The sequence below is a fragment of the Pseudonocardia oceani genome (assembly GCF_019263585.2).
Lineage (GTDB): Bacteria > Actinomycetota > Actinomycetes > Mycobacteriales > Pseudonocardiaceae > Pseudonocardia > Pseudonocardia oceani.
Window position 1 is genome coordinate 2,711,098 of record NZ_JADQDF010000001.1, and the last position, 25,765, is coordinate 2,736,862.

Genomic DNA, 25,765 nt, shown 5'->3' on the forward strand with positions numbered 1-25,765 from the left:
CCTCTTCGTAGGAGACCCGCGAACGGTAATGGGGCCTCGTACTCAGCGGTAGGCGTGGGAGTCACGGTTGGGCTACGACCGTGCGGCTCCGGTGACGAGCCGACGCCGTGTGGTCACGCCGGGTCGAACTCGCAGTGCTTCACCCCTTCCACGAACGCCGCCCACTCGGCCGAGGTGAACACGAGCGTGCCCTCCGTCGGATGGCGACTGTGGCGGACCTCCACCTCGCCACCTGCATGCCGTCGGACCTCCACGCAGTTCCCGCTGGCCGAGAAGGAGCTCTTCACGAACTGACCGCTCGCGATACCGGTGTGCGCCATCGGGTCTCCGTTCCTCGTTCGAGAACACTGCAGTCGTTCCTCATGCGCCGGCGATGCCCATGCCCGGCTCGTCGAGGATCCTCTCGATGGCGTCCAGGGTGTCGAGCGGTGCCATCGCCTCGGCCGTGAGCGCGTCGAACTCGTCCAGATGCCGCTGCACCTCGGCCTCCCCCTGCAGATACGTCGCCGCGACCCGGCCCTCGATGTAGACGACGTCCTGCTCGTCGCGCTCGGCGAACATCATCACCACGAAGGGGCCACCGAACACCGCCGGCGTCACGAGCGACGCCGGGGCGACCGCGATCTCGACGTTGCTCGGGCCGTCGCGGATCCACGACGCGAGTGCCTCCAGCTGCTCCCGCATCACCTGCGTACCGCCGAGAACCCGACGAAGCGCGAGCTCGCCGATCACGACCCGGAACCGCAGGGGGCTGACCTGACGCAGCAGTACGCGTTGGCGATCGAGGCGGAATTGCACCAGGCGTCTGCGTTGTGCTGGTGTGTATCGCGGCTGGAAGACCCGCACCACTGCTCGCGCGTAGGCCTCGGTCTGCAGGAGGCCCGGCACCAGATCCGGCTCGAAGGAGCGGATCTCCACCGCGTCCGACTCGTACTCCACGTAGCGGCGGCCGCCGTCGGACGCGCTGTCCCTGGCCAGGACGTCCCGGTAGGGCGCGAACCACTCCTTGCGCCTGCTGATGCCGGCCAGGAGCAACACGTGCTCCCGCACCTGGTCGTCCACCAGGTCGGGCCGGAGTGCGGCGTAGGAGTCCAGAAGTGCGCTGACGTCGACGAGCCGCGGCGCACCGCTGCGTCCGTTCTCGAGCCGGCTCAACGTCGGCGCCGATCTCTCGAACTTCTCCGCTGCTTCGTCCAGACGCAGGGATAGGCTCTCGCGCAACTCGCGCAGCTCCCGCCCGAGCCGGCGCCGGGCCGAGGCAGGACTCACCGTCGCGTCCGAAGAACTATCGGGTTCGCTGACGGTCATCTCCTACTCACGTCGATGGGTGCGACCAGAATTGCATAAGGCGGCTGGCGCGTTCTCGGGACTGGCAGGTCAGTGACTCGTGCAGTCCTTGCAGACCCGCAGCCTGCAGGCGGCGCAGCCCCGACCTTCGGCCGCGACGATCAAGTCACGCTCCCACGCCTCGAGCTCCATGTGCTCCGCTGCGAGTTCGGACTCCCGAGCGGTCAGTTGCTGGGCGAGCAACATCAGACGGACAGCGGCCGCGACGGCCAATGCCATGGTCGCTACAGCGAGCACGATCTCCCATGCCACGTTCTCCACCTCCTGCGTGACTCAGTGCCCCAAACAGTCGGGGCATCCACATCGGACGGGCGGCGACGAAGCGGCCGCATCCTGACGGTCGAGCCAGAGCTCGTGCCGCGCGGCGGCGAGTCGCTTCCAGCCCCGGGCTTGTGCTCGACCGTCGCTTACTCCTATGACGACGGCGAGCGCGAACAGCACGATCAGCCCTCCGACCAGTAGCTGAACCGTCAGCATGTCCCTCACCTCCACTCGCGACAGTACGTCACGGGATGGCTTCGCGCAATTGCTTGGATCTTGGGTAATGAGTTCGACGCACCAAGCGGTGGCATCGCGGCGCGCCCGTCACCCCGAGCGTGGCAACTGCGCACACACCCGATACGGGCAACTCCGGGGTGGCGCTCCGGACACCGGAGGAGCACACTGATACTTTGCGCAGCGAAATTGCATAGCGCACTGACGCCGGGGAGGAGGTGCGCCGAATGCCCGTGGTCACTGCCCGGTCAGTGACCCGTCGAGAGGGAACGGCATTGCCGACGACACGACCGGCCGCACAGCGCCGACGCCTGGGCACCGAGCTCCGCGAACTGCGTGAGCGGGCCGACCTGCGCATCGATGACGCCGCGGCCGAGCTCCGGTGCTCCACGTCGAAGATCAGCCGACTGGAGAACGGCAAGACCCCGCCGCAGGAGCGCGACGTTCGTGATCTCGTCCGCTTCTACGGCGGCAGCATCGAGGTCGGTGAACGGCTCCAGGAGATGGCCCGGTCCGGCCAGGACAACGGCTGGTGGGGAGACGAGTTCAAGGACGTCTTCACCGACCGTCTGGTGGCCGAGCAGCTCAAGGAGTACGTGCAGCTGGAGGAGTACGCGTCAGCGATCACCTCGTACACGGCCGACGTCGTCCCCGGCCTGCTGCAGACGGAGTCCTACATCACCGCGCTCACCGAGCTCCTCTTCAGCAACCACGACGCTGAGCTGCGGAAACGCTTCGTCGAGTTCCGGTTGCGGCGCCAACGCATCCTGCACCGCGACGACGCGCCTCGGCTGCGCTTCCTGATTAGCGAGGGGACCCTGCGTCAGCCGGTCGGCGGAAGTGATGTGGCCACGCAGCAACTCGATGCGATCAGCAAGCGGATCGTCGAGAACGATCCCTCGTGCGTCGTGCGGATCGTTCCGCTCATCGCGGTCTCCCCTGCCCTCTACGGCGGCTCGTTCTCGGTCATCGTCTTCGACGACCCGGCCGACCAGGACACGGTCCTCGTAGAAGGGCGGAATGCGCCTACCTACCTCAAGTCCGACGCCGACGTCGAGCGCTACGGTCAGTCGTTCGCCGAGATCGAGAAGGTCAGCCTCGACGCCGGCGCCTCCCTCGACGCGATCGAGGAGGCGAGAGCCATCCTGCGCCAGATCTGAGGTCCGATCTCGTACCTCCCACCCGGCGGCCGAGCCCGCTCGGGTGTCTCACCTGTGCACACAACACGGTTGAGCGCTCTCTCACCGTCTACACTTCCGGGTGACACGGCAGGTCGAGAGAGGACGCAGCGTGGCGAACCGGAACGACGATGGCCACTTGCGGTTCGTCCGAAGTACCCGGTGTAATACCGGTACCTGTGTGGAGTTCGCGAGGGACTCGAGCTCCGGTCAGGTGCATCTCCGGCACAGCCAGCAACCGAGCAAGGTCCTCACCTTCTCGTCAGATGAGTGGGAGGCCTTCGCATCGGGCGTGAACGGCGGCGAGTTCGACCCCTCCTGACAACTTCTACAGCGCGCGGCGGCCGGACAGGGCCCGGCCGAGCGTGAGCTCGTCGGCGAACTCCAGGTCGCCACCCATCGGCAGGCCCGACGCGAGCCGGGTGACCGACAGCCCCGGGAAGTCGCGCAGCAGCCGCACGAGGTAGGTCGCCGTGGCCTCGCCCTCGGTGTTGGGGTCCGTCGCGATGATCACTTCGGCGATGTCGGCCTCGTCCGACGCCGGACCGGTGCCGCCCAGCCGGGCGAGCAGCTCGCGGATGCGCAGCCCGTCCGGGCCGATGCCCGCCAGCGGGTCGAGCGCGCCGCCCAGCACGTGGTAGCGGCCCTTGAACTCCCGGGTGCGCTCCACCGCCAGCACGTCCTTGGGCTCCTCCACGACGCAGACGATCGTGGGGTCGCGCCGGGCGTCGGCGCAGTAGCGGCAGCGCACGGCGGCCGAGACGTTGCCGCAGACCTCGCAGAACATGACGCCCTGCTTGACCTTCTGCAGCACGTCCTGCAGCCGCGTGACGTCGACCGGGTCGGCCGCGAGCAGGTGGAACGCGATCCGCTGCGCGCTCTTCGGGCCGACGCCGGGCAGCCGGCCCAGCTCGTCGATCAGGTCCTGGACCGGACCCTCGAACACCTCAGGCGCCCGGCAGCCCGAGGCCGCCGCCCATGTCGAGGCCGCCGGCGAGCGGCCCCATCTTCTGCGCCTGCAGCTCCTGTGCGGCGCGGGCGGCGTCGTGCAGCGCGCCCACGATGAGGTCCTGCAGCGTCTCGACGTCGTCGGCGTCGACGACCTTCGGGTCGATCTTCACCGCCTGCACCTCGCCCGCCGCGGTCATGCGGACGTGCACGAGGCCGTTGCCCGCCTGGCCGACGACCTCCGCGCTGGCCAGCTCGGCCTGCGCGGACATGAGCTGCTCCTGCATCTTCTGCGCCTGCTGCATCAACTGCTGGATGTCGAGTTCCCCCGGGTTCACGGCGTCGGCTCCTCGGTTCGTGGCGCGGGCGGGTCCCCACCAGCCTACGGACGCGCGGCACCCCGCCGTGGCCGGGCCGTCACGAGCGCCTGCGGCCCACCAGCCAGGCGGCGATCTCGACCGCGACGATGCCGACCGCGGCGATGCCCAGCCCCGTCAGCAGCGTCGGCGGGTGACCCGGATCGAGCTGCCAGAACCCCTGCCCGAAGACGATCGGCAGGAACAGCGCCCAGCAGAAGGCCCCGATCGCCGCGGCGATCATGACGAGCTTCCACCAGACGTAGGGCCGGGCGACGACGACGAGCACCCACGTCGCCACGGCGTAGAGCGCGACCACCGCCGCGGTGCTCTGCTGGATCTCCGTGGCGCTCGTGTCGGTGCGCACGACCAGGTAGGTCGCGAACGTGACGACCCCGGCGATCGCCCCGGACGGGATCGACAGCCGCAGCACCCGCCGCACGAACCCGGTGCGCGCCCGCTCGGCGTTCGGCGCGAGCGCGAGGAAGAACGCGGGGATGCCGATCGTCAGCGAGCCGATCAGCGTCAGGTGCCGCGGCAGGAACGGGTACGGCACCCCGATCGCGCCGATCGCGATGGCCAGGAAGACCGAGTAGACGGTCTTGGTGAGGAACAGGTTGGCGACGCGCTCGATGTTGCCGATCACCCGGCGGCCCTCGGCGACGACGTACGGGAGCGTGGCGAAGGAGTTGTCCAGCAGCACGATCTGCGCGACCGCCCGCGTGGCGGGGCTGCCCGAGCCCATCGCGACGCCGATGTCGGCGTCCTTGAGCGCGAGGACGTCGTTGACGCCGTCGCCGGTCATCGCGACGGTGTGCCCGCGGGCCTGCAGCGCGCCGACCATCTCGCGCTTCTGCGCGGGCGTCACCCGACCGAAGACGGTGCCGGCCTCCAGGCGGTCGGGCAGGTCGGCGTCGGTGAGCGTGCGGGCGTCGACGGGGGCGTCGGCGCGGGGCAGGTCCAGCGACGCGGCGACGGCGCCGACCGACAGCGCGTTGTCGCCGGAGATGACCTTCACCTCGACGTCCTGGTCGGCGAAGTAGGCCAGCGTCGCCGCCGCCTCGGGCCGCACGCGCTGCTCCAGGACCACGAGCGCGACCGGCTCGACCGGGCCGTCGGCCTCGGGGCGGCGCCCGAGCAGCAGCACGCGCAACCCCGTGGAGCCGATGCGCTCGGCCTCGACGCGCTCGGCAGCGCCGTCGGGCAGCAGGACGTCGGCGGCACCGAGGACCCACTCGCCGCGGCCGTCGAACGTCGCACCGCCCCACTTGCGGGCCGAGGAGAACGGGACCGTCGCGGTGCGCGTCCAGCCCGGGTCGGGGCAGCCCTCCGCGACGGCGGCGAGGCTCGCGTTGGGGCGCGGGTCGGCGGCACCGAGCGCGCCGAGCGCCTCCCGGACCTCCGGCCCGTCGGGGCGGACCTCGGCGAGCCGCATCCCGTTCTCGGTGAGCGTGCCGGTCTTGTCGGCGCAGACCACGTCGACGCGCGCGAGCCCCTCGATGGCCGGGAGCTCCTGCACCAGACACTGCCGCGCACCGAGCCGGACCACGCCGACCGCGAACGCGATGCTGGTGAGCAGCACCAGCCCCTCGGGGACCATCGGCACGAGCGCCGCGACCATCCCGCGCAGCGCGTCGTCGACGTCGGCGCCCGCCGTGCGGAACTGGCTCCAGATGATGAGGACGGCGGCCGGCACGAGCAGCCAGGTGATGACGCGCAGGATCGTGTCGATGCCCGAGCGCAGCTCCGAACCGACGAGGGTGAAACGGCTGGCCTCCTCGGCGAGCTGCGCGGCGTAGGCCTCGCGGCCGACCTTCGTGGCCCGCTGCGCGCCGCCGCCGACGGTGACGAAGCTGCCCGAGAGCAGCGGGTCGCCCGGCTGCTTGTGCACGGCGTCGGACTCGCCGGTGAGCAGCGACTCGTCGACCTCCAGGCCCTCGGCGGCGAGCACCACCCCGTCGACGACGATCTTGTCGCCGGGCCCGAGGTCGATGACGTCGTCGAGCACCACCTCGCTGGGGCCGAGCTCCACGACGACGCCGTCGCGGCGCACCCGCGGGCGGGCCTCGCCGACGATCGCGAGCCGCTCCAGCGTCCGCTTGGCCCGTAGCTCCTGCACGATGCCGATCAGCGTGTTGATGATGATCACGAAGCCGAACAGCCCGTCCTGGATCGGGCCGATCACCAGGATCACCGCGAACAGCACGCCCACGATGGCGTTGAAGCGGGTCAGGACGTTGGCGCGGACGATCTCGCCGATGCTGCGGCTCGCGCGCGACGGGACGTCGTTGGTCTTCCCGGCGGCCACGCGCTCGGCGACCTGCGCCGCGGTGAGGCCGTGCAGGACGTCGGGCTCGGCAACCGTCACGTGGGCGCAGCCTACGCAGGGTCGCGGAGGCTCCGGATCGGACTTTCGGTCGACCCGTCAGCGCTGGTCGAGCGCCCGCGCCCCGAGCTGGGACGTGAGCAGCTCGATGGCCATCTCCTCGGGGTCGCGGCGCTCGGCGGGGCTGGTGGTCGCGCCGGCCGCGGCCTCGGCGAGCATCGACTCCTCGTCGTCGGGCGGGGCGTCCTCGGGCGCGGGCTCGGGGGGCAGCGGCTCGGCGCCGGCGTCGTCGGTGACGGCCCCGGCGGTGGAGCGGCGCGTGGGCGGCGGGCGGGTCGGGCGGCGGGGCGCGGCGGCCGGCTGCGGCGAGGCCTGCCCGCCGCGCGCGGTGGCCGGGGGCACCGGGTCGCCGTGCTCGCAGCGGACCCGCCACTGCACGCCGAGCACCGCGTGCAGCGACTCGGCGATGACCTCGGTGTTGCTCTGCTCCGACAGCAGCCGCGCCAGCGGGGCGGTACCGATGCTGAGGACCAGGGTGTCGTCCTCGACGGCCCGGACCGTGGCGCTGACGAGCAGCGCCGCCGTGCGCTTCTTGCGGTCCTTGGCGGCGGCCAGGATCTCCGGCCAGACGCGGCGGACGGCGGCGGCGTCGAGGGAGGCGGCCGCGGGGCGCGTCTGCCGGGGCTCGGCGGGCTCGTCCTGGGGCTCGGGAGCGGGGGGCTCGGCGGGGGCGGGGCGCTCGGCGGCGGGGCGTTCGGGCGCCGGACGCTCTACGGCGGGGCGCTCAGGTGCCGGACGCTCTACGGCCGGGCGTTCCGGGGCCCGCTCCGGTGCCGGGCGCTCGGGTGCGGGCGGCTCGACCGCGGGACGGCCGGCGTCGGGGCGGACCGCCTCCGGGCGGGACGGCGCGGGGCGGGCGGGCGGGCGGACCGGCTCCGCGCGCGGGGGCTCGGCGGCAGCGGGCGGGACGGCAGCGGGCGCGGGCGGGGCTGCAGCGGCCGGCGTAGGGGCGGGCGCGGGCGGCGCGGGGGTGCTCGTCACCGCGGCGGCCGGGGCCTCCGCGGTGCGCTCGCTGGGGCGGCGGAACCGCGGTGCGGCTCCCCCGTCGGCGTCGCCCTCCCCCCGGGGCGAGGAGGCGATGTCGTTGCGCCGCTCGATGCGCTCGAGCCGCTCCAGCAGGCCGGCGTCGGCGGTGCTGGCCGCGGGCAGCAGCATCCGCGCGCACAACAGCTCCAGCAGCAGCCGCGGCGCGGTGGCCCCGCGCATCTCGACGAGGCCGGTGTGCACGATCTCGCCGTAGCGCGCCAGCGTGGCCGGGCCGATCCGGTCGGCCTGCTCGATCATCCGTGCGACCTCGTCGGCCGCCGCCTCCACCAGCCCGCGCTCCGCGGCCTCGGGCACGGCCTGCAGCAGCGTGACGTCGCGCAGGCGCTGCAGGAGGTCGGAGGCGAAGCGGCGGGGGTCGTGGCCGGCCTCGACCAGCTTGTCGACGGTCTCGAAGACCACCGCGCGGTCGCCCGCCGCGAGGGCGTCGACCATGTCGTCGATCAGCGCGACGTCGGTGACGCCGAGCAGCGCCACCGCGCGTTCGTAGGTGACGCCCTCGGGCCCGGCGCCGGCGAGGAGCTGGTCGAGCACCGACAGCGAGTCGCGCGCCGATCCGCCACCCGCGCGGATGACCAGCGGGTACACCGCGGGCGCGACGACCGCACCCTCGTCGGCGCAGATGCTCTCCATGAGCCGGCGCAGCGTGCCCGGGGGGATCAGCCGGAACGGGTAGTGGTGCGTGCGCGAGCGGATGGTCGGCAGGACCTTGTCCGGCTCGGTCGTGGCGAACACGAAGACGAGGTGCTCCGGCGGCTCCTCCACGATCTTGAGCAGGGCGTTGAAGCCCTGCGTGGTGATCATGTGCGCCTCGTCGACGATGAACACCCGGTAGCGCGACTCGGCGGGCGCGAAGAACGCGCGGTCGCGCAGCTCGCGCGTGTCGTCGACACCTCCGTGGGAAGCGGCGTCGAGCTCGGTGACGTCGATGTTGCCCGGCCCACCCGGCGCGAGCGCGACGCACGACGCGCAGACCCCGCACGGGTCGGGCGTCGGCCCCTGCACGCAGTTGAGCGAGCGCGCCAGGATGCGGGCGCTGGAGGTCTTGCCGCAGCCGCGCGGCCCGGAGAACAGGTACGCGTGGTTGATCCGGCCGGCCGCGAGGGCGGTGCTCAGCGGTTCGGTGACGTGCTCCTGCCCGACGACCTCGGCGAACGTCGCCGGGCGGTACTTGCGGTACAGAGCCAGCGCCACGCCGCGAGGCTACCCACCGGGTCCGACACCGCGCCCGGCGGGAGAAATAAGGCGGGCCCCGCGCACCCGCCAGAGCCTGTTGACCCTTGCTGCCTTCCGGCCCTGGGGGAGTTCACAGGATGGGCGTCACGCGGGACCCGGGTACGAGTGTAGAGCCGGGTCGGGCGGCCGTGACGGGGAGGCTATGCTTCTCGGCGTTGGAGGATTCGCCTAGTGGCCTATGGCGCACGCTTGGAAAGCGTGTTGGGTTCACGCCCTCGGGGGTTCGAATCCCCCATCCTCCGCAGGTGGAGCCGGGTGTCCCGCAGGTCGGGGCACCCGGTTCCGTCGTTGTGGCCCCCACCCTCCTCGATCGTGTCCGGCGGGCCGCGCCAGGATCCGTGCATGATCGAGTCCACCCCGGCCGTGCGGCCCGCGTCGTCCGCCGACCGGGTGCGGGCCACGGAGGTGCTCGCGGCGGCGTTCGCCGACGACCCCCTGTTCCTGCACGTGCTCCCCCTCGGTGCCCGCCGCCGTGCGGAGCGGCTGCGCCGCTTCTTCGACCTCGAGGTGCGGCGCAGTGAGCGCTTCGGCGGCGCGTGGGCGTCCGAGGACGGCGCCGGCACGGCGGTCTGGTTCCCGCCCTGCACCTGGCGGCCCACCGCGTGGGAGGTGCTGCGCGCGGCGCCGGCCGTCGTCCGCGTCCTGGGCCGGGAGATGCCCCGCGCCCTGCGGGTCCAGGCGACGCTGCAGCGCCACCACCCGTCGACCCCGCACTGGTACCTCTTCGCCCTCGCGACCGAGCCCGGCCGGCAGGGCGGCGGCATCGGGACGGCGCTGCTGCGGCCGGTCCTCGAGCGCTGCGACCGGGACCGCCTGCCCGCCTACCTGGAGGCGACCGGCGAGCGCAGCCGCGCGCTCTACCTGCGCCACGGCTTCCGCGACGCCGAGCCGCTCCTCCTCCCCGGCGGCCCGCCCGTGCACCCGATGTGGCGCGACCCGCGCTGACGCTCCGGCACGGTCAGACCGGTCACCGAGCGTGGCGGTCGGGCCGGGCGCGCCGGTAAACTCGGGGGTGGTTCCGCGAGACGCGGCACCCCGGACGAGTGCGTCGTACCCGGCACGACGACGACGCGGCACCGGAGGTGCGTCATGGCGTGGATCGTGCTCGTGGTCTCGGGAGTGCTGGAGACCGTCTGGGCCTCGGCCCTGTCCCGGTCGGCCGGCTTCACCCGACTGGTTCCGTCGCTCGTGTTCGGGACCGCCCTGGTACTGAGCATGGCGGGGCTCGCCTACGCGCTGCGGACCATCCCCGTCGGCACCGGTTACGCCGTCTGGGTCGGCATCGGGGCGGTGGGCACCGCGGCCTACGGCATGGCGGTGCTCGGCGAACCGGTGACGACCGCCCGATTGCTGTGCCTGCTGCTCATCGTGGGCGGAGTGGTCGGCCTGAAATTCCTCCATTAGGCCCAGCCGCCACAAGATCAGGTCACGAAAACCTCACGCTCGGGTGATGTGCGCTTGGACCGGATCACTACCGGGAACTCTCCCTCAGCGGGTCGTCGAGCGCGACCTCAGGGGCAAACATGGAGGATTTCTGATGGGCATTCTGGGCTGGATCATCGTGGGTGGCCTGATGGGCGCACTGGCCAAGGCCATCATGCCGGGCAACGACCCGGGCGGCATCATCGTCACGATCATCATCGGCATCGTCGGCGGCCTGCTGGGCGGCTTCATCGGATCCGCGCTCTTCGGCGTCTCGACGGGCGGGTTCTTCGACATCCGCACCTGGCTGATCGCCCTCGTCGGTGCCCTGCTGCTGCTGGGCATCTACCGCGTGATCGCCGGACGCCGAGCCGTCCGCCACTGACCTCGTTCCACGCCGAAGGCCCCGTCCCCTCCCGGGACGGGGCCTTCGGCCTGTCCGGGCCCATGATGGGCCGGTGCTCCCCGCCGCGGTGACGGTCCGCCTGCTGCTCGCCCTGGCCTGCGTCGCCGTACCGGCCTGGGTGCTGGCGACGCGGTGGACGACGGTCCTGCACGGGCACCCCGCGCACCTCGTCCTGCTGGTGGCGCTCGTCGTCACCGGGGTGGTCGTCGCGGTGCGGGCCCGCCGTCCGCGGCGCGCCGGACGCGGCCGCACGGCCGGACGCGTCGCGGCGGCGCTGCTGCTGGTCGGCCTGCTGGCGGCGACCGCGTGGCTGCGCCCGTTCGCCGCGACGACCACCGGCCCCCTCGCCGTCGACGGGCCCACCACATGGGAGCTCCGGCCCACCGGCCCGCCGTCGGAGGTCGGGGTCGTGTTCTACCCCGGCGCGCGCGTCGACCCCCGCGCCTACCTCGCCCTGCTGCGCCCGCTGGCCGACGCCGGGAACCTCGTCGTGGTGGTGAAGCCGCCGCTGGACATCGCCCTGCTCGTCGGCGCTCCACCGTTCGACGACCATCCCGAGGTCGCGCGCTGGGTCGTGGGCGGGCACTCGCTCGGCGGCACGGCGGCGGCGATGGTCGACGACCCGCGCGTCGCCGGGCTGCTGCTGTGGGCCTCCTACCCGGCCGACGACCAGTCCGCCCGCGACCTCCCGACCCTCTCGGTCTCCGGCGACCGCGACGGCCTCGCCACCCCCGACGACATCGCCGCCACCGCCCCGCGGCTGCCGGCCGGCGCGCGGTCGGTCGTGGTGGAGGGCGGCGTGCACGCCTTCTTCGGCGACTACGGCGAGCAGCCCGGCGACGGCGTCCCGACCGTCGACCGGGCGGCGGCGCAGCGGCAGATCGTGGACGCCAGCCGGGAGTTCGTGGGCGGGATCGGCTGAGCGTGGGCCGATGAGTCCGGCACGCCCGCCACGTCAGACACTCGTGCCCGCCACCACAGCCCGCCGCCTGTTCGCGCTCCTCGAGCCGATCTGCCTGGTCACGTACTTCGCCGACGAGGCAGGCGAGGAGATGGCCGCACTCGGCCACCGCACCTACTGGGACGGCTACTTCGCCGCCCGCGCCGCACCGCTGGGACGGGTACCGGCGCAGGTCGTGCACGCGGCGTTCTACAGCTTCGCCGAGGGCGAGGCCGCGCGGCACATCCCGAGCGCGTGGGAGACGGTCCCGCCGCAGACCTCCTTCGACGCCTGGCGGCGGGGCAGCGCGGCCTCCGTGCGGCGGATCCTCGGCGCCCTGGCCGGCTCCCCCGGCCTGGCGCGCGCCGCCGACCTCGTCACCCGGGCCGCCACGAGCGCGCCCACCGAGGGGCGGGTCCTGTACGCCGGGTGGCGCGCGCTCCCGGTCCCCGACGAGCCGGTGACCCGGCTCTGGCACTCCGCGACGATGCTGCGCGAGCACCGCGGCGACGGGCACGTGACCGCGCTGCTCGCCCACGGCGTCGGCGGCACGGAGGCCCACGTGCTGTCCGCGATCGACATGGGCATCCACCCGCCGGAATCGTTCGGCCGCATCCACCACCTGCCGGCGCGGAGGCTGGCCGAGGTCATGGCCGGGCTGCGCGGGCGCGGCCTGGTCGACGCCGACGGCCGGTCCACCGACGCCGGCCGCGAGACCACGCGGAGCATCGAGGCCCTCACCGACGAGCTCGCCGCCCCGCCCTACGACGCGCTGTCCGCGGTCGAGCTCGCGGAGCTGGAGGCGGAGCTCGAACCCCTCGTCGCGAGGCTGGTGGCGGCGGGGTCGCGGTGAGGAACGACGAACGCCGGGCGTCCGTGGTGGACACCCGGCGTTCCGGTGCGGTGGCGGTGGGATTTGAACCCACGGAGGCTTTCACCTCACACGCTTTCGAGGCGTGCTCCTTCGGCCGCTCGGACACGCCACCGCCGACGAGCTTACAAGAGGGCCGGGGGGTGGGCGGGCGGCGGGGGCCGTGAGCGAACCGTGATCGACGCGGGGGCCCGGCCCGGGCAGAATCCGCCCGTGCCCACCCCGCTCCGGCGCTTCCTCGCCACCACCGTCCTCGCTGCGACGACCGTGCTGCTCGCGGCCGGTTGTGCCCCCGCCGAGCAACCCGCCCCCGCCGCGTCCGGGGCGTGCGACCCCGCCGGGCTACCCACCCTCACCGCGGGGACGCTGACGGTCGGCACCGACCAGCCGGTGTACCCGCCGTGGTACCTCGACGACGACCCGACGTCCGGGCGGGGCTTCGAGAGCGCCGTGGCCTACGCGATCGCCGATCAGCTGGGGTTCGCCCGCGAGGCCGTCACCTGGGTGCGGGTGCCGTTCAACGCGGCGATCGCGCCGGGGCCGAAGACCTACGACCTCAACCTGACCGAGTTCTCGATCAGCGACGAGCGCCGCCAGGCCGTCGACTTCTCCTCGCCCTACTACGACGTCGCGCAGGCGGTGATCACGGTGGAGGGCAACGCGTTCGCGGGCGCCACCACGGTCGCGGAGCTGAAGGGCGCGCGCCTGGGTGGGCAGGTCGGCACGACGAGCTACCAGGCGATCGTCGACCAGATCGCGCCGACCGCCGAGCCCGCGGTCTACAACACCAACGACGATGCGAAGCTGGCGCTGCAGAACGGCCAGGTCGACGCGCTGGTCGTCGACCTCCCGACGGCGTTCTTCATCACCTCCGCCGAGCTCGACGGCGGCGTGATCGTCGGGCAGCTGCCGACGGGCAGCGGCGTCCCCGAGCAGTTCGGCGCGGTGCTGGACAAGGACAGCCCGCTGACGGGCTGCGTGTCCGAGGCCGTCGACGCGCTGCGCGCCGACGGCACCCTCGGCGCGCTGGAGCAGGAGTGGCTCGCCTCCGCGGGAGCGGCGCCCGAATTGCGGTGACCCCGGAACTCAGCCCGCTCGCCCAGGACCGGGCGGCCTACCGGCGCTCCCGGGCGCGCCGGTCGACGCTGGTCGCGCTCGTCTCGACGGTGGTGTTCGCGGCCGCCGTCGTCATCGGGCTGGTCAACACGCCGGGCTGGCCCCGGGTGCAGGCCACCTTCCTCGACCCGCAGGACGCCTGGGACTCGCTGCCCTCGGTGCTGGCCGGGCTGTGGCTCAACATCCGGGTGCTGGTCGTCGCCGAGCTGGGGATCCTGGCCCTGGGCCTGCTGATCGCGCTGCTGCGCACCCTGCGCGGGCCGGTGTTCTTCCCGGTCCGGGCGCTCGCGATCGGCTACGTCGACCTGTTCCGCGGCGTGCCGCTGCTCATCGCGCTCTACCTCGTCGGGTTCGGCCTGCCCGCGCTGCGGCTGCAGGGCGTGCCGACCGACGTGGCCGTGCTCGGCACGATCACGCTGATCCTCGTCTACTCCGCCTACGTCTCCGAGGTCTTCCGCGCCGGTATCGAGTCGGTGCACCCCTCGCAGCGGGCGGCGGCGCGGTCGCTGGGGCTGACGCACCGGCAGTCGCTGCGCCTGGTGATCCTGCCGCAGGCCGTCCGTCGGGTGCTGCCGCCGCTGCTCAACGACTTCGTGGCGCTGCAGAAGGACGTCGGGCTCATCTCGGTGCTCGGGGCCGTCGACGCGATCCGGGCTGCGCAGATCCAGTCGGCGCTCGTGTTCAGCTTCACCCCCTACGTCGTCGCCGGGCTGCTCTTCGTGCTCCTGGCCATCCCCACCGGCCGCATCGCCGACGCGGTGGCGGCGCGCGCGGCCCGGCGGGAGGGCGCATGACCGCCGACCCGGTGAAGGGCTCGCCGCCGGTCCTCGAGGTCCGCAACCTCGTCAAGCGCTACGGCGACACGACGGTGCTCGGCGGCATCGACCTGTCCGTCGGCGAGAACGAGGTCATCACGCTCATCGGCGCGTCGGGGTCGGGGAAGTCGACGCTGTTGCGGTGCGTCGACCTGCTCGAGGACGTCGACGACGGGCAGATCCTGCTCGACGGCGACGACGTGTCCGACCCCCGCCGCGGGCCGAGGGCCGCCGCCGCGGCGCAGCGGCGCATGGCGATCGTGTTCCAGGCGTTCAACCTGTTCCCGCACATGACGGCGCGGCAGAACGTGGCGCTGGCCCCGCGCGTCGTGCACGGGCTCACCGGCGACGCCGCCGACGAGCGGGCCGACGAGCTCCTGGAGCGCGTGGGGCTGGCCGCGTTCGCCCGCGCCTACCCCGACCGGCTCTCCGGGGGGCAGCAGCAGCGGGTGGCGATCGCCCGCGCGCTGGCCGTGCGGCCCCGGCTGCTGCTGCTCGACGAGATCACCTCGGCGCTCGACCCGGAGCTGGTCGGCGAGGTGCTGGCCATCGTGCGCGAGCTCGCGCGCGGGTCGGTGACGATCCTGATGGCGACCCACGAGATGGGCTTCGCCAAGCAGGTGTCGGACCGCGTCTGCTTCCTCGACGGCGGCGTGATCCTCGAGTCCGGGCCGCCCGGCCAGGTGCTCGGCGCGCCCCGCGAGCCGCGCACGCAGGAGTTCCTCGCCCGCGTCATCGCGGCGGGACGGCTGGCCTGACCCGGAGCTCGTCGGCGGCCCCGATCGCGATGTCGATCATGCGCGACCGGTCGAGCCGCGCCAGGCCGGCCAGCGGCACCCACTCGGCGTGGTCGGAGCTGCCGCCGATCTCGTCGCGCAGCACGCCGCCGGTGATCTCACCGGTGTAGAGGATCCGCAGGGCGTGCACGTCGGCCGGGCGCCCGTCGATCTCCGACCAGTGCGTCGAGTCGACGTGCAGCAGCTCGTCGAGCCGGACCTCGAGCCCGGTCTCCTCCGCCACCTCGCGCACGGCCGCCGCCCGCGGGTCCTCGCCGTGGTCGAGCCCGCCGCCGGGGAGCGTCCACCTCCGCGAGCGGGTGAACCGCACCAGCAGCACCGACCCGTCCCGGACGCACAGCACATACGCCCCCACCCGCATCCGCCGCTCCACGCCGCGAACGTTAGCGGTGCCCCGCGAAGAACGACTCCAGCAGCGCGGCGCACTCCCGCTCCAGCACCCCGCCGACGACCTCCGGGCGGTGGACGAGCCGGCGGTCGCGCAGCACGTCCCACAGCGAGCCCGCCGCGCCCGTCTTGGGCTCCCAGGCGCCGAACACCACCCGCGAGACGCGCGCGAGGCCCAGCGCGCCCGCGCACATCGTGCAGGGCTCGACCGTCACGGCGAGCGTGCAGCCCTCGAGCCGCCACGAGTCCCGCACGGCCGCGGCGGCGCGCAGGGCGAGGACCTCGGCGTGCGCGGTGGGGTCGCCCAGCGCCTCGCGGGCGTTGCAGGCCGCGGCCAGCTCGCGCCCGTCGGCGTCGACGACGACCGCGCCGATCGGCACGTCACCGGTGCGCGTGGCGGCCGCGGCGAGCACGAGGGCGCGGCGGACCAACGCCTCGTCGGAGGCGGAGGCGGGGTGGCTCACCGCGCGTCGACGACCTCGGCGAGCGCGTCGGCGAACCCGCAGCGGCGGCCGATGGCGGCCAGCTGCTCGTCGGGGTAGAGCTCCAGCTCGCCGGCGAGGACCTCGAGCTCCTCGGCGGTCATGCCCAGGTCGGCGAGGATCGACAGGTCGCCCTCGGGCCACGGGTCGTCGAGCGCGTCCTCGTCGGGCGGGAGCTCCACGCGCAGCAGGTCGAGCACGTCGGCGGCGACGTCGTAGTCGATGGCTGCCACGGCGTCGGAGAGCATCAGCGCAATCCCGCCGGGCACCGGGCGGACGAGGACGAAGAACTCGTCGTCGACGTCGAGCAGGCCCACCACCGCACCCTCGACGCGCAGCGCGCGCAGCTCGGTGATGACGGCGTCGAGGTCGACCAGGGAGTCGGGACCCAGACGGCGGCAGCGCCAGCGACCGGCCTCCCGGATCGCCGCGACGGCGTACCCGGGCAGGGCCTGTTCCCGCACGTCCGCGGGCTTCTGGACGCTCTGCACCGCCATGACACTACGGTAGGCCCCTCCTGCACTGTGGTCCACACCACAACCCGAAGTCGACCCCCTCGTGCGGCCCCCGGGATGCCAGGATCAGGCCATGCCCGACCTCAGCACGCAGGCGCGCGCGCTGCAGCCGCGGACGGTGGCCCTGCGGCGCGCGATCCACCGCCGGCCCGAGGTCGGACTGCACCTCCCGCACACCCGCGACGCCGTGCTCGACGCCCTCGCCGACCTCCCGCTGCAGGTGCATCTCGGCGTCGGCGTCAGCTCCGTCGTCGCCGTGCTCGACGGCGCCCGCCCGGGCCCCACGATCCTGCTGCGCGGCGACATGGACGCCCTGCCGATGCAGGAGGACACCGACCTCGCGTTCGCCTCCGAGGTGCCCGGCGCGATGCACGCCTGCGGGCACGACACCCACGTCGCGATGCTGGCGTCGGCGGCGCGGCTGCTCGCCGGGCGGCGCGGCGAGCTGGCCGGGCGGGTGCTGTTCATGTTCCAGCCGGGCGAGGAGGGCTTCCACGGCGCCCGCTACATGATCGACGAGGGCCTGTTGGACGCCACCGGGCCCGCCGGGCGCCCCGAGCGGGCCTACGCCCTGCACATCAGCGCCACGATCCCGTCCGGCGAGGTGCACGTGCGCCCCGGGCCGCTGATGGCCGCGGCCGACACCGTCCGCATCACGGTGCGCGGGCGCGGCGGGCACGCCTCGGCGCCGCACGACGCCGTCGACCCCGTGCCGGCCGCCGCGGCGATGATCGGCGCGATGCAGACCGCCATCACCCGCGAGGTGAGCGCGCACGACCCCGCCGTCCTCACGATCGCGCACCTCACCGCGGGCACGACCACCAACGTCATCCCGGAGACGGCGTTCATGGAGGGCACGATCCGCACCCTGTCGGCGCCCGTGCGGGAGCGCGTGCGGGAGATCGTCCGCCGGGTCTGCCGCTACACCGCGCTCGCCCACGGCTGCTCGGCCGACGTCGTCGTCGAGCCCGGCTACCCGGTCACGGTCAACGACGACGGCGCCGTCACCACCCTCGCCACGCTGGGCCGCGAGGTGCTCGGCCGCGGGCGGGTCGTGACGATGCCGACGCCGATCCTGGGCGCGGAGGACTTCTCCTACGTGCTGGAGCAGGTCCCCGGCGCGCTCGCGTTCCTCGGTGCGTGCCCGGCGGGCGTCGAGCCGTCGGTGGCGCCGCCCAACCACTCCAACCGCGTCGTGTTCGACGAGGCCGCGATGGTCTCCGGGGTCGCCGTCTACGCCGGGCTGGCGCTCGACGCGCTGCGCTGACGCGCGAGGATGGCCGGGTGATCTCCCTGCCCGAGCTGTCGGAAGCGCTGCGCACCGGTGAGCTGTCCCCCGTCGACCACGTGCGGCGGACCTGCGAGGCCCTGGCCGCCGACGAGCACAACGCCGTGGTCCTGCTCGACGCCGACCGCGCGCTCGCCGAGGCCGCCCTGCGCGCCGACGAGCTCGCGCGCGGCGAGTGGCGCGGGCCGCTGCACGGCGTCGCGGTCGGGGTGAAGGACCTGTTCGACGTGGCCGGGCTGCCCACGCGCGCGGGCTCCCACGTCCTCGACGACGCCGGTCCGGCCGTCGCCGACGCCGCGGTCGTCGCGCGGGTGAAGGCGGCCGGCGCGGTGGTAGTAGCGAAGCTGCACACGCACGAGTTCGCCTACGGCCCGACCGGCGACGTCTCGGCGTCCGGACCCGCGCGCAACCCGCACGACCCGTCGCGGATCACCGGCGGCTCCTCGTCCGGCTCCGCCGCGGCGGTGGCGGCCGGGCACCTGGCGCTCGCGCTGGGCACCGACACGGGCGCGAGCGTGCGCACCCCGGCGGCGCTGTGCGGGGTCGTCGGGCTCAAGCCGGCGTACGGGCGGCTGCCCGTCGACGGGGTGTTCCCGCTGTCGGAGACCTGCGACCACGTCGGGTTCCTCACCGCCGACGTCGACGGCGCCGCGCTCGCCTGGGACGCGCTGACCGGCACCGGCACGGCGGCCGTCGCGCGAAAGGTCGGGGTGCCGGTCGACGACTACTGGCGGCCCGCCGACCCCGCCCTCACCGCGGCGCTCGACGCGGCCGTGGCGCGGCTGCGGGCCGACGGCGTCACGGTGGTGGAGGTGCGCACCCCGATGATCGACGAGCTGGCAGCGACCTACCCGGTGATCGTCGGCGCGGAGGCGTACGCGACGCACGCCCGGTGGATCGCCGAGCGCCCCGAGGCCTACCAGCCCGCCACCCGCGTGCGGCTGGAGCCGAACGGCGACCTGCCCGCCCACGCCTACGTCGACGCCCTGCGCACCCGGCGGAGGCTGGTCGCCGAGCTGCGGACCGCGGTCGGCGACGTCGACGCGCTGGTCCTGCCCACCGCCCGCCTGCGGGCCACGCCGATCGGGCAGGAGAGCGTCGACGGGGTGGCGGTGCGGCCCGCTCTGCTCGCGCTGACGCTGCCCTTCAACCTCACCCGCTGGCCGGCGGTCTCGGTGCCCGGCACGACCGACGGACTCCCCGCCGGGGTGCAGGTGGTGGGCGTGAAGCTCGACGAGCGAGGGGTGCTGGCGCTGGCGGCCCGGCTCACCGCCTGAGGCAACCACCCGTTCGAGGTCCCGGGGCCGGGGTTCCGCCGGTCACGGAATAGTCTCGCCGCGTGACGGAGCGGGCGGTCTGCGTGATCGGTACCGGGTTGATCGGCGGCTCGCTGATGCGGGCCGCGGAGAAGGCGGGCCGGGCGGTGTGGGGCACGAGCGCGTCGGAGGACACGGCGGCCGATGCCCGCGCCGACGGCTTCGACGTCACCACCGACACCGACGACGCCCTGCGCCGCGCCGCCGACGCCGACGCGCTCGTCGTGCTGGCCGTGCCGCTGCCGGTGCTGCCCGAGGTGCTGCGCCGTGTCGACGCCGTGGCGCCGGAGGTGCGGCTGACCGACGCCGTGAGCGTGAAGGTCGCCGTGGCCGACGCCGTGGCCCGGTACGCGCCGCGCGCGCGGTTCGTCGGCGGGCACCCGATGGCGGGCACCAGCGCGTCGGGGTGGTCGGCGGGGCTCGCCGAGCTGTTCGTCGACGCCGCCTGGGTCGTGGCCGCCGACGACGGCCTCGACCTCGACGTCTGGCGCGACGTCGCCGAGCTCGCCTGGGCCTGCGGCGCCCGTGTGGTGCCGGCCGCGGCCGACGAGCACGACCTCGCGGTGGCGCGCGTGTCGCACCTGCCGCACCTGCTCGCCGCGGTGCTGGCCGCGGTCGGCGCGGGCGGCGACGACGCCCTGCCGCTCGCCCTGGCCGCCGGCTCCTTCGCCGACGGCACGCGCGTGGCGGGCACCCGCCCGGAGCTCGTGCTCGCGATGTGCGAGGGCAACCGCGACGCCCTGCTCGGCGCCGTCGACGACGCCCTGGGGCGCCTCGGCGCGATGCGCGGCGCGCTCGCCTCCACCGGCGGCCTCACCGCCACGGTGTTCGCCGGGCACGCCGGCCGCGAGCGCTGGGCCGCGAGTCGCGACCCGAAGGGCGTCAAGGTCAGCCTGAAGGGGCGCGCCCCGCTGGCCGCCCTGCGCGCGGTCGGGCGGCGCGGCGCGGTGGTGTCGGGCTGGAAGGCCTAGGTCGCCGCCCCCGGCGCCACCGGCGCCAGGCGCTCCGCCACACCCGGGTAGCGCTGCACGACGCCGTCGGCGTCGACCGTGAGTTCGGCCCGGAAGTCGTCCCAGCGGAACGCGACGCAGGCGGCGCCGGCGTCGTCGAGGACGGAGACGGTCTCGTAGACCTGCTCCACCTCCTGCACCTCCAGCCCGGGCAGCGTCACGAACGCCATCGGCAGCGTGTGCGCGCCCGCCTCCGTGTGCAGCCCCAGGCGCCGGATCGGCACCGTGTTGAACATCGGGCTGTGCGCGAGGTCGACGTCGACCGCGCCGCCGAACGGGGCACGGGTGCCGCCGGAACCGGTGTCGAGCAGCCAGAAGCCGTCCTCGGTGCGGTTGAGCGTGAGGTGGCGCTCCCGCTGGGCGGTGGCGCTGGTCAGCGACAGGCGCTCCACCGTGCCGTCGTCGGCGACGACGAGCCGGTAGGAGGCGGTGTAGTCGCCGTCGGGCCCGGTGCGGACCATCCGGCCCAGTGCGCGGAATCCGCCACCGGACCCGAGCAGCAGCCGGGTGCCTTCGAGCCCGTGGCCGTCCTCGGCCTGCCAGGTCAGCATGGTCGTCACGCCGACCACCGTAGTTGCACCGGGTACCGCAGCGCGCCCTCCGGGTGCGGGGGCGGGTCACATCTGTGTCGCACCACGGTCGGTAGCCCCCTTCTCGAGCGTCCGGCGCCATCCTGCCCCAGCGCGTGACGATCTCACCAGCACCGCGCCGGACCGGCCCGGGCCGCTCAGGTCCCGCGCACGGCGTCCGCGGGCTCCAGGTCGTCGCGCACACCGCGCAGGACGGGGTGGCGCAGCCGGCCGGTGTCGGTCCAGCCGAGGTGGTCGACGTCGACGACGACGCCCGGCTCGCACCAGTGCACGCCCGCCGCGTCGGCCCGGTCGAGCTTCTCCGCGAACGGCGGCGACGGCGCCGCGACGGCCGCCAGCCGCGGCCCGAGCAGCCGCTGCACGGCGTCGTCGCCCAGGCCCGACCCGACACCGCCGGCGTAGGTCAGCCCGTACCGGTTGAGCACGCCGAGCAGCAGCGACCCGATCCGGGACGCGTCGGCGCCCTCCCGCCAGCCCCCGACCAGGCACGCCTGCGTGCGGCGGTGCGACACCGTCACCCAGCCCGCGCTGCGCTCCCCCGGCCGGTAGGGCGCCTCGCGCCGCTTCGCGACGACCCCCTCCATCCCCCGCTCCGCGGTGACGGCGAGCAGCGTCGGCCCGTCGGTGTAGGTCGGCGAGAGCGACAGCGTGGGCGCCGCCGCGGCGTCGAGGCGCTCCAGGGTGGCGCGGCGCTCGTGGAAGGGGCGGTCGAGCAGGGGCACTCCGTAGAGGCGCATCACGTCGAAGGCCATGAACGTGACGGGCCGGGCCCGCGCGGTGCGCTCGTCGGTGGCGTGGTGCAGGCGCGCGGCGAGCGCCGCGGAGCTCGGGACGCCGTTGTCGAGCAGCACGACCTCGCCGTCGAGCAGCACGTCGGGAGCCAGCGCGCGCAGGTCGCGGAGCTCGGGGAAGTGCGTGGTGACGTCGTCACCGTCGCGCGTGCGGAGCGTGAGCACCCCGTCGACGACGTCGGCGAGCACGCGCATCCCGTCCCACTTCACCTCGTAGATCCATCCAGGGCCGCTCGGAAGGGCTCCAGGGGTGGCGAGCATGGGCTGCACGCCGTCATGCTGACATCCATGCGGGCGATGTGGAGCGGTGCCGTGTCCTTCGGGCTGGTGAGCGTGCCGGTGAAGGCGTACGCGGCCACGACCAACCACGACATCCGGTTCCACCAGGTGCACGGCGCCGACGGCGGGCGGATCAAGTACAAGCGCACGTGCTCGCTCGACGGCGAGGAGGTGGAGTACGCCGACATCGTCAAGGGCTACGAGACCGAGGACGGCGAGCTCATCACGCTCACCGAGGAGGACATCGACTCCCTCCCCACGGCCACCGGGCACGAGATCGACGTCATCGAGTTCGTGCCGGCCGACCAGATCGACCCCCTGCTGTTCGAGAAGTCCTACTACCTCGAGCCCGACGCGAAGGCGGCCAAGCCCTACGCGCTGCTGCGCGAGGCGCTGATCGACACCGACCGCATGGCCGTCGTGAAGGTGGCGCTGCGGCAGCGGGAGAGCATCGCGCTGCTGCGCGTGCGCGGCAAGGCGATCGTGCTGCAGACGATGCTGTGGCCCGACGAGGTGCGCGAGCCCGAGTTCGACATCCTCGACGCCGACGTCGAGCTCCGCCCGCAGGAGCTGCAGATGGCCGCGTCGCTGGTGGAGAGCCTGGGCGCCGACTTCGACCCCTCCTCCTTCCACGACGACTACCGCGACGCGGTGGTCGCGATGATCGAGCAGAAGCGGTCCACGGGCGAGACGCGCCCCGCGCCCGTCGCGGAGAAGTCCGACGAGGGCGACTCGATGACCGATCTCCTCACGGCCCTGCAGCGCAGCGTCGAGGCCGCGCGGGCGGGCAAGCCCGACGCCGCCCCGGCGGAGGAGGAGAAGGCCGACGAGCCGGCCGAGAAGCCGAAGCCCGCGCGCAAGCCGGCGGCCCGCAAGTCGGCGGCGAAGAAGGCCGACGACGAGGAGTCGGCGCCCCGCAAGCGCACGCGCAAGCCGGCCTGACGACCGTGAGTGCGAACCGTGGCCAGGGCCACGGTTCGCACTCACGAGGGGTCAGGGTCCGAGCTGGTTCCCGCTGGGCACGCCGTCGTCGGCGAGGGTCTGGAACAGGGCGCTCGCGCGGTCGCGGTCCCAGTTCACCGCCCCGTCGCGCACGGGAACGGTGGTGGTGACGCCGCCGTCGGAGACCCCGCGCATGGCCAGGCCGAAGAAGGCCAGGTTCCAGACGTGATCGCCCTCGTCGACCGTGATGGCGCTGGACAGGCCCGTGGCCAGCGGGACGATCCGGAACGGGTTGAGCAGCGTGGTGGGGCTCGTGACCTTCTGCAGGAGCGCGGCGATGAACGCGCGCTGGCGCTCGACGCGCCCGAAGTCCGACGACGCCGTGGCGCGCGTGCGGACGTAGCCCAGCGCGGTGGCCTGGTCGAGGGTCTGGCAGCCGGCCTCGATGTCGAGCGCGGCCTTCGGGTCGGTGATGGCCTCGGGCACGCACAGGTCGACGCCGCCCACCGCGTCGACCACGTTGACGAAGCCGGTGAAGCCGATCTGCACGTAGTGGTCGATGTGCAGACCGGTGGCACCCTCGACGGCGCTCACGAGGAGCCCCGGACCGCTCCCCGGAGACTCGCGCTCCCCGCGCCCGTACGCCGAGTTGATCTTGTGGCGGCCGTGGCCGGGGATCTCGACCAGCGAGTCGCGCGGGATGCTCACCAGCGTCGACGGCCCGCTGCCGGTGTGCAGCAGCATGATCGTGTCGGTGAGCTCGGACTCCGGGTCGCCGGTGGCGAGCTCGGCGCGCTGCTCGGGCGTGAGGTCGGCGCGGCTGTCGGAGCCGACGATCAGGTAGTTGGTGCCCGAGGTGGAGTTGGCGCTCTCGTCGGGCAGCGCGGCGACGCGGTCGAGCGACACGTCGATGTAGACCGCGAAGCCGACGACCAGCACCAGGAGCACGACGAGGCCGGTGCGGATCCGGCGCCCCCAGTCGGGACGGCGGGTCGGCGGCCGGGTGCCGGCCGGGCGCCGCGGCGGCGGGCCGGACGGGCGGCGGTCCGACGCGCGGGCCGGACGCCCGGAGTCGGGACGCCCGGGCGGGAGCACGGACGTCTCGGGCGCGCGGCGCCCGCCCGCCACCGTCGGCCGGTACCCCTGCTGCTGCGGGGAGGCCGGACGGGGCGGGGACTGCCGCGGCGGGGACGGCGACCTCGGCGCGGCCGCCGGCGGCCAGGACGGCGGGAGCGGACGCCCGCCGGCCGAGCCGCCACCACCGGAACCGGCCGTCCGGGGACGCTGGGGGTCGCCCCACCCGGGGGTGCCCCGCCGTGGCGGTCGTCCGTCGTCCATCTGCCCACCATCCCTCGGCCGGCGGTCAGGATACGCGCGCGGTCTCCCCCGTTCGGACGTGCGGAGCGGCCCCCGGGTTCCCGGCGGTCAGGAGTTGAGCAGCGGCTCACCCTCGAACACGCCCAGCTCCTCGTTGTAGAACTCGATGCCGACGCCGTTGGGGTCGCGGATGTAGAGGCTGTTGTCGATGCCGCGGTCGGGGCCGATGTACTCGACCCCCGCCTCGTCCAGCCGGGCGCGCACGGCCGCGAACTCCTCGGGCGAGGTCGACAGCGCGATGTGCTGGACGGCGCCGATCGTCTCGGAGAAGTCGGGGTGGTCGTGGCCGGGGAAGTCGAAGAAGCCCAGCAGGTTGCGGTTGCCGATGTCGAAGAAGAAGTGGCTCGACCCGCTGTAGTCGCGGTTCTCCACGAGCTCGACGAGCGGGAACCCGAGCAGGTCCTGGTAGAAGCGGATCGTCGCCTCGACGTCCTTGCAGATCAGTGCGGCGTGGTGCACGCCCTTGACCGTCGAGCGGGGCCGCTCGGCCAGCGGTCGCAGGTACTTCTCCTTGAGCTCCGCGCGGCGCGCGCGGACGGCGTCGAGCTCGGCACCCTCGGGCTGTGGCATCGGAGGTTCCTTCCGTCGTGGTCAGGTGTCCCGGCAACGATAGTTGCATCTACAACATTCCTGCGCCATCCGGCTGACAGCGCGGGCACCACCACGTCTCGCGGCCGTGCGGGGTGCGCTCCGGCGGCGCGAAGGCCACGGCGGTGCCGCACCGGGAGCAGGGTCGGCGCGCCCGACCGTAGACCCAGTGGCGCCGCCCCGGCCGGGGGTCGCCGGTGGTGATCTGCCGGTGGTTGACGGCCACGGCCTCGCGCAGCAGGTCGCGCCCGCGCGCCAGCAGCGGGAGGACGTCGACCTCGCCGATCGGGCGCCACGGGCTCGTGCGCTCGAGGAACAGCAGCTCCTGCGCCCACATGTTGCCCAGCCCCGCCACCCTGCGCTGGTCGAGCAGGGCGACGACGGCGGGCAGCGCGGGATCGGCGCGCAGCCGGGCCGCGGCGGCGTGGAGGTCGGGGGCGTCGGCGAGCAGGTCGGGACCGAGGTGGCCCACGACGCGGTGCTCGTCACGGGTGCGGACGACGGTCAGCACCGGCAGCGCGACGCCCACCGCGGTGCGCCCGTCGTCGAGGTGCAGGGCCACGCGCAGGTCGCGCGCGACGGCCCGGGGCAGCCGCTTACCCGCGCCCAGCACCGACCAGCTCCCGCTCATCCGCAGGTGCGAGTGCAGCGTCCACCCGGCGTCGGTGCGCAGGAGCAGGTGCTTGCCGCGCGGGTGCCAGCCGGTGATCCGCTGCCCGCCGAGGTCGACCGTCGCCCAGCGCGGGTGCCGCAGGTCGCTGCGGACGATCGACGCGCCGGCGAGCCGGCTGTGCAGCCGGGCGGCGAGCCGCGCGATGCTGTCGCCCTCCGCCATGCCCACCT

Annotated in this window: 29 protein-coding genes, 2 tRNA genes, 1 other RNA gene and 1 riboswitch; of the genes, 15 read left to right on the forward strand and 17 right to left on the reverse strand. The window is 74.1% G+C overall.

The annotated features are described in order from the left end of the window. Nucleotides 1-113: 113 nt before the first annotated feature. From I4I82_RS13465 to I4I82_RS13475, 3 genes are all read right to left on the reverse strand, one after another. Nucleotides 114-320: a DUF397 domain-containing protein gene (locus I4I82_RS13465; protein ID WP_218591282.1), complete on the reverse strand. Its 207-nt coding sequence runs from the start codon at nucleotides 318-320 to the stop codon at nucleotides 114-116. A 40-nt stretch (nucleotides 321-360) separates the two neighbouring features. Next, complete coding sequence (locus tag I4I82_RS13470; RefSeq protein ID WP_218591283.1) at nucleotides 361-1,308, reverse strand: DUF5753 domain-containing protein; 948 nt, start codon at nucleotides 1,306-1,308, stop codon at nucleotides 361-363. Nucleotides 1,309-1,377: 69 nt separating this feature from the next. Continuing rightward, on the reverse strand, nucleotides 1,378-1,599 hold the full coding sequence (locus I4I82_RS13475; RefSeq protein ID WP_218591284.1) for a hypothetical protein: 222 nt from the start codon (nucleotides 1,597-1,599) through the stop codon (nucleotides 1,378-1,380). A gap of 470 nt (nucleotides 1,600-2,069) precedes the next feature. Between I4I82_RS13475 and I4I82_RS13480 the strand changes: the two genes are divergently transcribed. Together I4I82_RS13480 and I4I82_RS13485 are read left to right on the forward strand one after the other, a co-directional pair. After that, a complete protein-coding gene (locus I4I82_RS13480; RefSeq protein ID WP_218595769.1) occupies nucleotides 2,070-3,002 on the forward strand; it encodes a helix-turn-helix domain-containing protein in 933 nt (310 codons plus the stop codon). A gap of 130 nt (nucleotides 3,003-3,132) precedes the next feature. After that, a complete protein-coding gene (locus I4I82_RS13485) occupies nucleotides 3,133-3,342 on the forward strand; it encodes a DUF397 domain-containing protein (RefSeq protein WP_226370035.1) in 210 nt (69 codons plus the stop codon). Between the two features lie 6 nt (nucleotides 3,343-3,348). Here the strand turns inward: I4I82_RS13485 and recR are convergent, their stop codons facing one another. From recR to ffs, 5 genes are all read right to left on the reverse strand, one after another. Next, entirely contained in the window at nucleotides 3,349-3,966 is a 618-nt protein-coding gene (recR, locus tag I4I82_RS13490) for a recombination mediator RecR (protein ID WP_218591286.1), read from the reverse strand. Nucleotide 3,967: 1 nt separating this feature from the next. Beyond that, on the reverse strand, nucleotides 3,968-4,306 hold the full coding sequence (locus tag I4I82_RS13495) for a YbaB/EbfC family nucleoid-associated protein (protein ID WP_226370036.1): 339 nt from the start codon (nucleotides 4,304-4,306) through the stop codon (nucleotides 3,968-3,970). A 79-nt stretch (nucleotides 4,307-4,385) separates the two neighbouring features. Continuing rightward, on the reverse strand, nucleotides 4,386-6,692 hold the full coding sequence (locus I4I82_RS13500; RefSeq protein ID WP_218591287.1) for an HAD-IC family P-type ATPase: 2,307 nt from the start codon (nucleotides 6,690-6,692) through the stop codon (nucleotides 4,386-4,388). A gap of 57 nt (nucleotides 6,693-6,749) precedes the next feature. Next, nucleotides 6,750-8,948 carry a DNA polymerase III subunit gamma and tau gene (locus I4I82_RS13505; protein ID WP_218595770.1) on the reverse strand — a complete coding sequence of 733 codons (2,199 nt, stop codon included), beginning with the start codon at nucleotides 8,946-8,948 and terminating at the stop codon, nucleotides 6,750-6,752. A 46-nt stretch (nucleotides 8,949-8,994) separates the two neighbouring features. Next, an RNA gene (gene ffs / locus I4I82_RS13510) (signal recognition particle sRNA small type) lies at nucleotides 8,995-9,091 on the reverse strand. A gap of 56 nt (nucleotides 9,092-9,147) precedes the next feature. On the opposite strand from ffs, the gene I4I82_RS13515 reads away from it, so the two are divergent. From I4I82_RS13515 to I4I82_RS13540, 6 genes are all read left to right on the forward strand, one after another. Beyond that, nucleotides 9,148-9,232: transfer RNA gene (locus I4I82_RS13515), tRNA-Ser, on the forward strand. A gap of 100 nt (nucleotides 9,233-9,332) precedes the next feature. Beyond that, the gene (locus I4I82_RS13520; protein WP_218594180.1) at nucleotides 9,333-9,935 is read left to right on the forward strand and encodes a GNAT family N-acetyltransferase; all 603 of its coding nucleotides are present in this window, start codon (nucleotides 9,333-9,335) and stop codon (nucleotides 9,933-9,935) included. Between the two features lie 68 nt (nucleotides 9,936-10,003). Then, nucleotides 10,004-10,065, forward strand: a riboswitch (guanidine-III (ykkC-III) riboswitch). Nucleotides 10,066-10,079: 14 nt separating this feature from the next. Beyond that, nucleotides 10,080-10,394, forward strand: coding sequence for a DMT family transporter (locus I4I82_RS13525; protein ID WP_218594179.1), 315 nt, complete (start codon nucleotides 10,080-10,082; stop codon nucleotides 10,392-10,394). A gap of 133 nt (nucleotides 10,395-10,527) precedes the next feature. Next, entirely contained in the window at nucleotides 10,528-10,797 is a 270-nt protein-coding gene (locus I4I82_RS13530; RefSeq protein WP_218594178.1) for a GlsB/YeaQ/YmgE family stress response membrane protein, read from the forward strand. Nucleotides 10,798-10,870: 73 nt separating this feature from the next. Then, a complete protein-coding gene (locus I4I82_RS13535; protein WP_218594177.1) occupies nucleotides 10,871-11,740 on the forward strand; it encodes an alpha/beta hydrolase in 870 nt (289 codons plus the stop codon). A 43-nt stretch (nucleotides 11,741-11,783) separates the two neighbouring features. Then, the gene (locus I4I82_RS13540; protein ID WP_226370037.1) at nucleotides 11,784-12,611 is read left to right on the forward strand and encodes an SCO6745 family protein; all 828 of its coding nucleotides are present in this window, start codon (nucleotides 11,784-11,786) and stop codon (nucleotides 12,609-12,611) included. Between the two features lie 48 nt (nucleotides 12,612-12,659). Here I4I82_RS13540 and I4I82_RS13545 read toward each other — a convergent pair. Further along, nucleotides 12,660-12,744: transfer RNA gene (locus I4I82_RS13545), tRNA-Ser, on the reverse strand. A 98-nt stretch (nucleotides 12,745-12,842) separates the two neighbouring features. On the opposite strand from I4I82_RS13545, the gene I4I82_RS13550 reads away from it, so the two are divergent. From I4I82_RS13550 to I4I82_RS13560, 3 genes are read left to right on the forward strand one after another with little or no spacing between them, the layout of a single operon-like run. Beyond that, complete coding sequence (locus I4I82_RS13550) at nucleotides 12,843-13,706, forward strand: ABC transporter substrate-binding protein (protein WP_226370038.1); 864 nt, start codon at nucleotides 12,843-12,845, stop codon at nucleotides 13,704-13,706. Then, nucleotides 13,667-14,539 carry an amino acid ABC transporter permease gene (locus I4I82_RS13555; RefSeq protein ID WP_226370039.1) on the forward strand — a complete coding sequence of 291 codons (873 nt, stop codon included), beginning with the start codon at nucleotides 13,667-13,669 and terminating at the stop codon, nucleotides 14,537-14,539. Before I4I82_RS13550 ends, I4I82_RS13555 begins: the two co-directional genes overlap by 40 nt. Further along, nucleotides 14,536-15,318 carry an amino acid ABC transporter ATP-binding protein gene (locus I4I82_RS13560; protein ID WP_218592022.1) on the forward strand — a complete coding sequence of 261 codons (783 nt, stop codon included), beginning with the start codon at nucleotides 14,536-14,538 and terminating at the stop codon, nucleotides 15,316-15,318. The genes I4I82_RS13555 and I4I82_RS13560 overlap by 4 nt, the downstream gene beginning before the upstream one ends. Here I4I82_RS13560 and I4I82_RS13565 read toward each other — a convergent pair. Genes I4I82_RS13565 through I4I82_RS13575 form a run of 3 tightly spaced genes read right to left on the reverse strand, consistent with a single transcriptional unit; the run spans nucleotide 15,293 to nucleotide 16,723 of the window. Beyond that, nucleotides 15,293-15,730 (reverse strand): NUDIX hydrolase, encoded by a 438-nt coding sequence (locus tag I4I82_RS13565; RefSeq protein WP_275948777.1) that lies wholly within the window; start codon nucleotides 15,728-15,730, stop codon nucleotides 15,293-15,295. The genes I4I82_RS13560 and I4I82_RS13565 overlap by 26 nt on opposite strands. Nucleotides 15,731-15,740: 10 nt before the next feature. Further along, nucleotides 15,741-16,208 (reverse strand): nucleoside deaminase, encoded by a 468-nt coding sequence (locus I4I82_RS13570; protein WP_226370040.1) that lies wholly within the window; start codon nucleotides 16,206-16,208, stop codon nucleotides 15,741-15,743. Further along, nucleotides 16,205-16,723 carry a tRNA adenosine deaminase-associated protein gene (locus tag I4I82_RS13575; RefSeq protein WP_218592021.1) on the reverse strand — a complete coding sequence of 173 codons (519 nt, stop codon included), beginning with the start codon at nucleotides 16,721-16,723 and terminating at the stop codon, nucleotides 16,205-16,207. The genes I4I82_RS13570 and I4I82_RS13575 overlap by 4 nt, the downstream gene beginning before the upstream one ends. A 91-nt stretch (nucleotides 16,724-16,814) precedes the next feature. Here I4I82_RS13575 and I4I82_RS13580 point away from each other — a divergent pair, with 91 nt between their 5' ends. From I4I82_RS13580 to I4I82_RS13590, 3 genes are all read left to right on the forward strand, one after another. After that, nucleotides 16,815-18,008: a M20 metallopeptidase family protein gene (locus I4I82_RS13580; protein WP_218592020.1), complete on the forward strand. Its 1,194-nt coding sequence runs from the start codon at nucleotides 16,815-16,817 to the stop codon at nucleotides 18,006-18,008. A gap of 17 nt (nucleotides 18,009-18,025) precedes the next feature. Beyond that, the gene (locus tag I4I82_RS13585) at nucleotides 18,026-19,306 is read left to right on the forward strand and encodes an amidase (RefSeq protein ID WP_218592019.1); all 1,281 of its coding nucleotides are present in this window, start codon (nucleotides 18,026-18,028) and stop codon (nucleotides 19,304-19,306) included. A gap of 116 nt (nucleotides 19,307-19,422) precedes the next feature. Next, nucleotides 19,423-20,316: a prephenate dehydrogenase gene (locus I4I82_RS13590; protein ID WP_372451507.1), complete on the forward strand. Its 894-nt coding sequence runs from the start codon at nucleotides 19,423-19,425 to the stop codon at nucleotides 20,314-20,316. Here the strand turns inward: I4I82_RS13590 and I4I82_RS13595 are convergent. After that, nucleotides 20,313-20,906 (reverse strand): putative glycolipid-binding domain-containing protein, encoded by a 594-nt coding sequence (locus tag I4I82_RS13595; RefSeq protein WP_225921529.1) that lies wholly within the window; start codon nucleotides 20,904-20,906, stop codon nucleotides 20,313-20,315. The genes I4I82_RS13590 and I4I82_RS13595 overlap by 4 nt on opposite strands. 176 nt (nucleotides 20,907-21,082) lie before the next feature. Beyond that, entirely contained in the window at nucleotides 21,083-21,997 is a 915-nt protein-coding gene (locus tag I4I82_RS13600) for an ATP-dependent DNA ligase (protein ID WP_218592024.1), read from the reverse strand. A 27-nt stretch (nucleotides 21,998-22,024) separates the two neighbouring features. Here I4I82_RS13600 and ku point away from each other — a divergent pair, with 27 nt between their 5' ends. Then, complete coding sequence (ku, locus tag I4I82_RS13605; protein WP_218592016.1) at nucleotides 22,025-22,957, forward strand: non-homologous end joining protein Ku; 933 nt, start codon at nucleotides 22,025-22,027, stop codon at nucleotides 22,955-22,957. 51 nt (nucleotides 22,958-23,008) lie between these two features. Here ku and I4I82_RS13610 read toward each other — a convergent pair whose 3' ends face one another. From I4I82_RS13610 to I4I82_RS13620, 3 genes are all read right to left on the reverse strand, one after another. Continuing rightward, nucleotides 23,009-24,085 carry an LCP family protein gene (locus I4I82_RS13610; RefSeq protein WP_226370041.1) on the reverse strand — a complete coding sequence of 359 codons (1,077 nt, stop codon included), beginning with the start codon at nucleotides 24,083-24,085 and terminating at the stop codon, nucleotides 23,009-23,011. Nucleotides 24,086-24,382: 297 nt separating this feature from the next. After that, complete coding sequence (locus I4I82_RS13615) at nucleotides 24,383-24,904, reverse strand: VOC family protein (RefSeq protein WP_218592014.1); 522 nt, start codon at nucleotides 24,902-24,904, stop codon at nucleotides 24,383-24,385. A gap of 49 nt (nucleotides 24,905-24,953) precedes the next feature. Then, nucleotides 24,954-25,757 (reverse strand): DNA-formamidopyrimidine glycosylase family protein, encoded by an 804-nt coding sequence (locus I4I82_RS13620; RefSeq protein ID WP_218592013.1) that lies wholly within the window; start codon nucleotides 25,755-25,757, stop codon nucleotides 24,954-24,956. Nucleotides 25,758-25,765 lie beyond the last annotated feature (8 nt).